The organism is Kurthia zopfii, assembly GCF_003143955.1.
In the GTDB taxonomy this organism is placed as follows: Bacteria; Bacillota; Bacilli; order Bacillales_A; family Planococcaceae; genus Kurthia; species Kurthia zopfii.
This window is the reverse complement of sequence record NZ_QFVS01000067.1, coordinates 1-4631: the sequence shown is the minus strand read 5'-3', so window position 1 is coordinate 4631 and position 4631 is coordinate 1. Positions and strand designations below refer to the sequence as shown.

Annotated in this window: 8 protein-coding genes; 1 reads left to right on the top strand and 7 read right to left on the bottom strand. The window is 36.2% G+C overall.

Translation table 11 applies throughout. From position 1 onward, the window contains the following. From DF281_RS14220 to DF281_RS14195, 7 genes are all read right to left on the bottom strand, one after another. Nucleotides 1-72 (bottom strand): helix-turn-helix domain-containing protein (locus DF281_RS14220; RefSeq protein WP_146191517.1); only part of this gene is annotated, 72 nt, incomplete at its 3' end. Between the two features lie 189 nt (nt 73-261). Further along, nucleotides 262-423, bottom strand: a complete 162-nt coding sequence (locus DF281_RS14810; RefSeq protein ID WP_166636165.1) for a hypothetical protein — start codon at nt 421-423, stop codon at nt 262-264. Nucleotides 424-436: 13 nt separating this feature from the next. Next, nucleotides 437-1294, bottom strand: a complete 858-nt coding sequence (gene rsiV, locus DF281_RS14215) for an anti-sigma-V factor RsiV (RefSeq protein WP_109350916.1) — start codon at nt 1292-1294, stop codon at nt 437-439. Then, nucleotides 1287-1790 (bottom strand): RNA polymerase sigma factor, encoded by a 504-nt coding sequence (locus tag DF281_RS14210; protein ID WP_370447830.1) that lies wholly within the window; start codon nt 1788-1790, stop codon nt 1287-1289. Before DF281_RS14210 ends, rsiV begins: the two co-directional genes overlap by 8 nt. A gap of 129 nt (nt 1791-1919) precedes the next feature. Then, on the bottom strand, nt 1920-2615 hold the full coding sequence (gene bshB2, locus DF281_RS14205) for a bacillithiol biosynthesis deacetylase BshB2 (protein ID WP_109350915.1): 696 nt from the start codon (nt 2613-2615) through the stop codon (nt 1920-1922). A 13-nt stretch (nt 2616-2628) separates the two neighbouring features. Further along, on the bottom strand, nt 2629-2982 hold the full coding sequence (locus DF281_RS14200) for a YojF family protein (protein WP_109350914.1): 354 nt from the start codon (nt 2980-2982) through the stop codon (nt 2629-2631). A gap of 79 nt (nt 2983-3061) precedes the next feature. Beyond that, nucleotides 3062-4003, bottom strand: a complete 942-nt coding sequence (locus DF281_RS14195; protein ID WP_109350913.1) for an ABC transporter permease — start codon at nt 4001-4003, stop codon at nt 3062-3064. 212 nt (nt 4004-4215) lie between these two features. Between DF281_RS14195 and DF281_RS14190 the strand changes: the two genes are divergently transcribed. Further along, the coding region (locus DF281_RS14190; RefSeq protein ID WP_146191519.1) for a helix-turn-helix domain-containing protein at nt 4216-4631 on the top strand (416 nt) is incomplete at its 3' end.

The following is a 4631-nucleotide window of genomic DNA, read 5'->3' as shown; positions in this document are numbered from 1 at the left end:
CGTCTTCGCAAAGAATATTTCTTGTTCTTCTGTTGGGTAAATTCTGAATTTGTAGGCTTTCAATTGTTCCATAAGGTTTACCTCCTTTTTAAGATGATTTCTTGATTTTATTATACCTTATTTTAATGAGAAAGAAACGTATGTTCTTATTTAGACTAAAAGAAAAAGGCGATAAGACCTTTATATCAGTTTTTCGAGTTACAAACGGTAACCCTCAATCTGAACGGTATTCATCCCCCACTTATAGAAGCTGGGGGAATTCTACCGAAACGATGTTAAAATTTGGCCGATTCCAGACGCTTGGCCAGAAAATAATAAACTTAACCAATTATTTTTCTTTTGATCTCTTTTGAAATCTGTTTTAACGCGATAAGTTCCCCAAATGAGGAAAATAGCTCCGAAAACGAAGAGTATAATACTCATCTAAATTCCTCCATTACTTAATATATTTATTCGGTAATAATAAATCATTGATTACTTTTGTCGGGATTTCAAATTCAACAATCCCCATTGCACCAGGTCCTACTTCATATTTATCAAATGAAATGACGAGATGATTTTTCTTATTAATATAGAAATTTTGGTTTTTCTTAATTTTTGTAAAAGCTTCAAATAGGTCATCTTCGGGCTTACCTGTTTTTACCCAATAAGTCTTATCTGTATGCTCTTTTGCCATTTCTTTTTTCATTTGCTCTTCGATATACAGCGAAATTCTATTCACATATGCCTTATCTTTAAATAAACTTGGCAATGTTATGATCATTTGTTTTTGCGGATCAATTGACGTATATTTCATCGTTGTGGATGATGAGGCGACTGTATTGACCGTATATTGACCAAATGATAGTAAATTCGTCTTCTCCGTTTTTACGATATAGTCGCTTTCGATACCGACATGGCCATCATGAACGACTTTTGCATCCAATGCGAATTGCTTGTAAAGTTCCTTACCTTCTTTTTCAAATTTCGCATTAAGCGCAACGATTTCTTTTGAAGTACCAATCACTTTTGGAACGGTAATATCAGCTTTATGCAATGAATCATCTTTTGTAATTGTTAATGCGGATACAATTGGCTCAAAACCTGGGATTTTCGCCATATTCGCTGCAAGGACAGGGCTAATATTGAGCGAAGTCAAAAACATTAGCATTAAAGCTACGATTGAAATGATTGAATTATAATAAAAACGCCTAGCGGATCTTCGTTTTTTGAAACCTGCAATCATTTGCTCCAATTCGATCGGCGTATTTTGTTCTTCGTAGTTACTTTTTAAATCTTTCAATTGTTTATTCATGGTTTGCTGCCTCCTCAACTAATTCAATTTTTAAAAGTTTTAAGGCTCGATATAAACGAGATTTTGCGGTACTTAGTGGAATATCTAGAATGTTCGCTATATCTTCAATTTTAAAGTCTTCGAAAAACCTTAGAATAATAATTTCACTAAACTGATAAGGTAGGTTGTTCAAAGCTGTATGCAAATCGATATTCGTATAAGTATCCACTTGATTAGGAGAGAAATATTCAATCTGATCATCTTCCATCAAGCAAATTTTCTTTTGTTTTCTTAAAAAATCAATAGCTGTTCTAACGAGTATTTGGAAAAACCAACTTTTCAATTGGCTATGATCTTTTAATGTAGGGAATGACTTCCATGCCTTCGATAAACTCTCTTGAACGACATCAAGTGCATCCTGCTCATTTTTTGTATAGGTTAAAGCAAGTAAATAAAAGCGCTTTTTATATTGATCAATAAATTCGATAAAGATTTTTTCTTGTTTTTTTCGCATCATATTGCTTTTTTCCTTTCGCCATTCGAATTGACATACATAGGACGACATGACGAGGGGAAAAGTTTACGTCATTAAATGACATAAAAAAACGAGCCGCTTTTCAATGTGAAAAACGAACTCGTCATACAATTAAAATTGATCTTCAAAATCTTCGTGCCAGCGATATTGATAGAAGGCTTCATCTGTAAACCAGTTACTTTCAGAAGTATCACCTTCAGCTTGGCGTTTTTCTTCTTCTTGAATCATCCAGCCAGTTTGAGAACTGTGTGCTTTCATTGAATTCATTTTAAATTCTTTCACATCACGAATATCATTGACGATATCAGGTTGCCCTAATTTCTCTAATGTATCATTCGCAAATGCAACGCCGTAAAGTCTTGGGCGATCTGCTTCATCCATGCGACGAACTGCACGAACTACTGCACGAGCTGTTGCTTCATGGTCTGGGTGAACAGCGTAATTCGGATAGAAAGTAATGATCAATGTTGGATTCAGTTCTTCAATTAGACCTGTCATCATTTGAACCATTTTCTCATCATCTTCAAATTCAACCGTTTTATCTCGTAAGCCCATCATGCGTAAATCTTTAATGCCGATTGCTTCCGCCGATTTTTTCAACTCTTCTTTACGAATTAATGGTAAGCTTTCACGCGTAGCAAATGGAGGATTCCCTAAGTTTCGCCCCATTTCACCAAGCGTTAAACATGCGTAAGTGATTGGTACGCCAGCATTTGCATATTGCGCTAAAGTACCAGAAACGCCGAATGCCTCATCATCAGGGTGAGGGAAAATGACTAAAATTTGTTTTTCTTCTTGTTGGTACATGACGAATTCCCCCTTAGTATGCGAACGGTTTTTCACTAATTTCTAGTGCGACCGCAAGCTTCCCTTCATAATCCAGTCCAGCCATTAGTAGGCGACCTTCTTGATCTACTTCAAAATGTGTAATACCTTGTGCGTAAACCCAACCACCGTTTGCAAGTTTTAAACCTACACGGTGAGGTGCTTCCGCTGTAACTTTTCCAAGCTCGTATTGTAAAACGATATTACGAATAAATGCGCCAGCGTTGAATACTTTTTCGTCAAAGTGAGCAGCATAAGCTCCGTTAGTCGTTTCAAGATGTATGAATACGTCCTTATTTGCAAATGAATCAATCAATTGCTGTAGACGTTCTAAATTTACTGTTTCCATTAATTCTGACTCCCTCCAAAAAAACCTCTAAGGAACATTATAATGATGTTTTTCGAGAAATGCGATTCGTTTGCTTGGCTTAATGATTTCGACCTTTTCGCAAGCTGATTAAATTCAATGTTAGGAAGGCAAATGCGAATAAAAGTAAGATGCCTAAATTAGTCGCAATCTCACTAAAACCAAGCCCTTTATACATGACACTGTTCAAACTGTCAGCAGCATAGTAGAGTGGCATCACTTTGCCGATATTTTGTAGCCAATCAGCCATCGAATCCAATGGGAATAGTCCCGAAAAGAAAATTTGAGGAATAATGACTAATGGAATGAACTGAACCATTTGGAATTCTGAATGGGCGAAACTTGAAAGAAATGTGCCGAGAGAAAGCGCCACGATTGCGACAATCAAGCAAATTAGTAATGCGAGCCAGATGGAGCCGTTCGAAACAATATCAAGGACGTACACAGAAAAGAGGACAATTAAGATCGTTTGAATGACGGCGAAAATACCGTAACCAATCATATAGCCTGAAATGATTTCAAAAGGCTTAACAGGTGTCGCCTGTAATCTTTCCAAAGTGCCAGAAGTACGTTCTTTTAGTAAAGCAATTCCCGCAATTAAAAAGACGAAAAAGAAGACGAAGAAGCCGATTAACATCGGGCTAAACGTATCAAAAATTGTCGTATTTTTATCTCCATATACATAGATGGCCTTTAGTTGAGGCGTTTCACTTTGATGCGACTGATTTAAAGCAGCATTTAGTTGATTTGATAATGTTGGATCGTCATTTAATAAATGCAATTCCTTCTTTTTAAAATCGATCCAAGCCGCATATTCATCTTTTTTCAATTGATTTGTAGAGTAGGCATTTCGATCATGAATCGTTAAATGATCGCCATCAAGCTGCTGAATCACTTCAGCAGGAGCGCCTGTTGCGACAACATCAATGTCGGGATTATCGCTGCCAAAAATGAAATACATTAAGGAAAGGACAAGAAGCGGTGCTAAAAAAAGCAAAGCCATCGTTCTTTTATCAACATTAGGTAGAATACCCCCAGCCTCTATAGGTGGGGGTTGAATACCGTTCAGTTTAAAGGTTATCACCGGTAACTCGATAAACTGATAGAAAAAGAATTTTGTCTATTTTGTGGTTTTAATAAGAACGTATGTTTCCTTCTTCGTTAAAATAAGGTATAATAATATCAAGAAATCATCTTAAAAAGGAGGTAAACCTTATGGAAAAATTGAAAGCCTATAAATTTAGAATATATCCAACAGAAGAACAAGAAATATTCTTTGCAAAAACGTTCGGCTGTGTCCGTAAGGTCTACAACCTTTTGTTAGATGAACGGATGAAAAATTATGAAGAGTTCAAGTTAGATCCATCTAAAAAAAGAAAAAATCCAACGCCCGCAAAGTATAAGACGGAATTTTCGTTCTTGAAGGAAGTGGACAGTTTGGCGTTATCCAATGCGAACGTTTTCTTAGATAAAGCTTATAAAAACTTCTTTCGCGATCAATCGTTTGGATTCCCTCGTTTCAAAAGTAAGAAAAATCCGGTACAAAGCTATACAACGAATAATCAAAAAGGAACAGTGAAGGTGATTGACGGTAAATTCCTCAAAATTCCGAAGTTAAAATCACTGGTCCG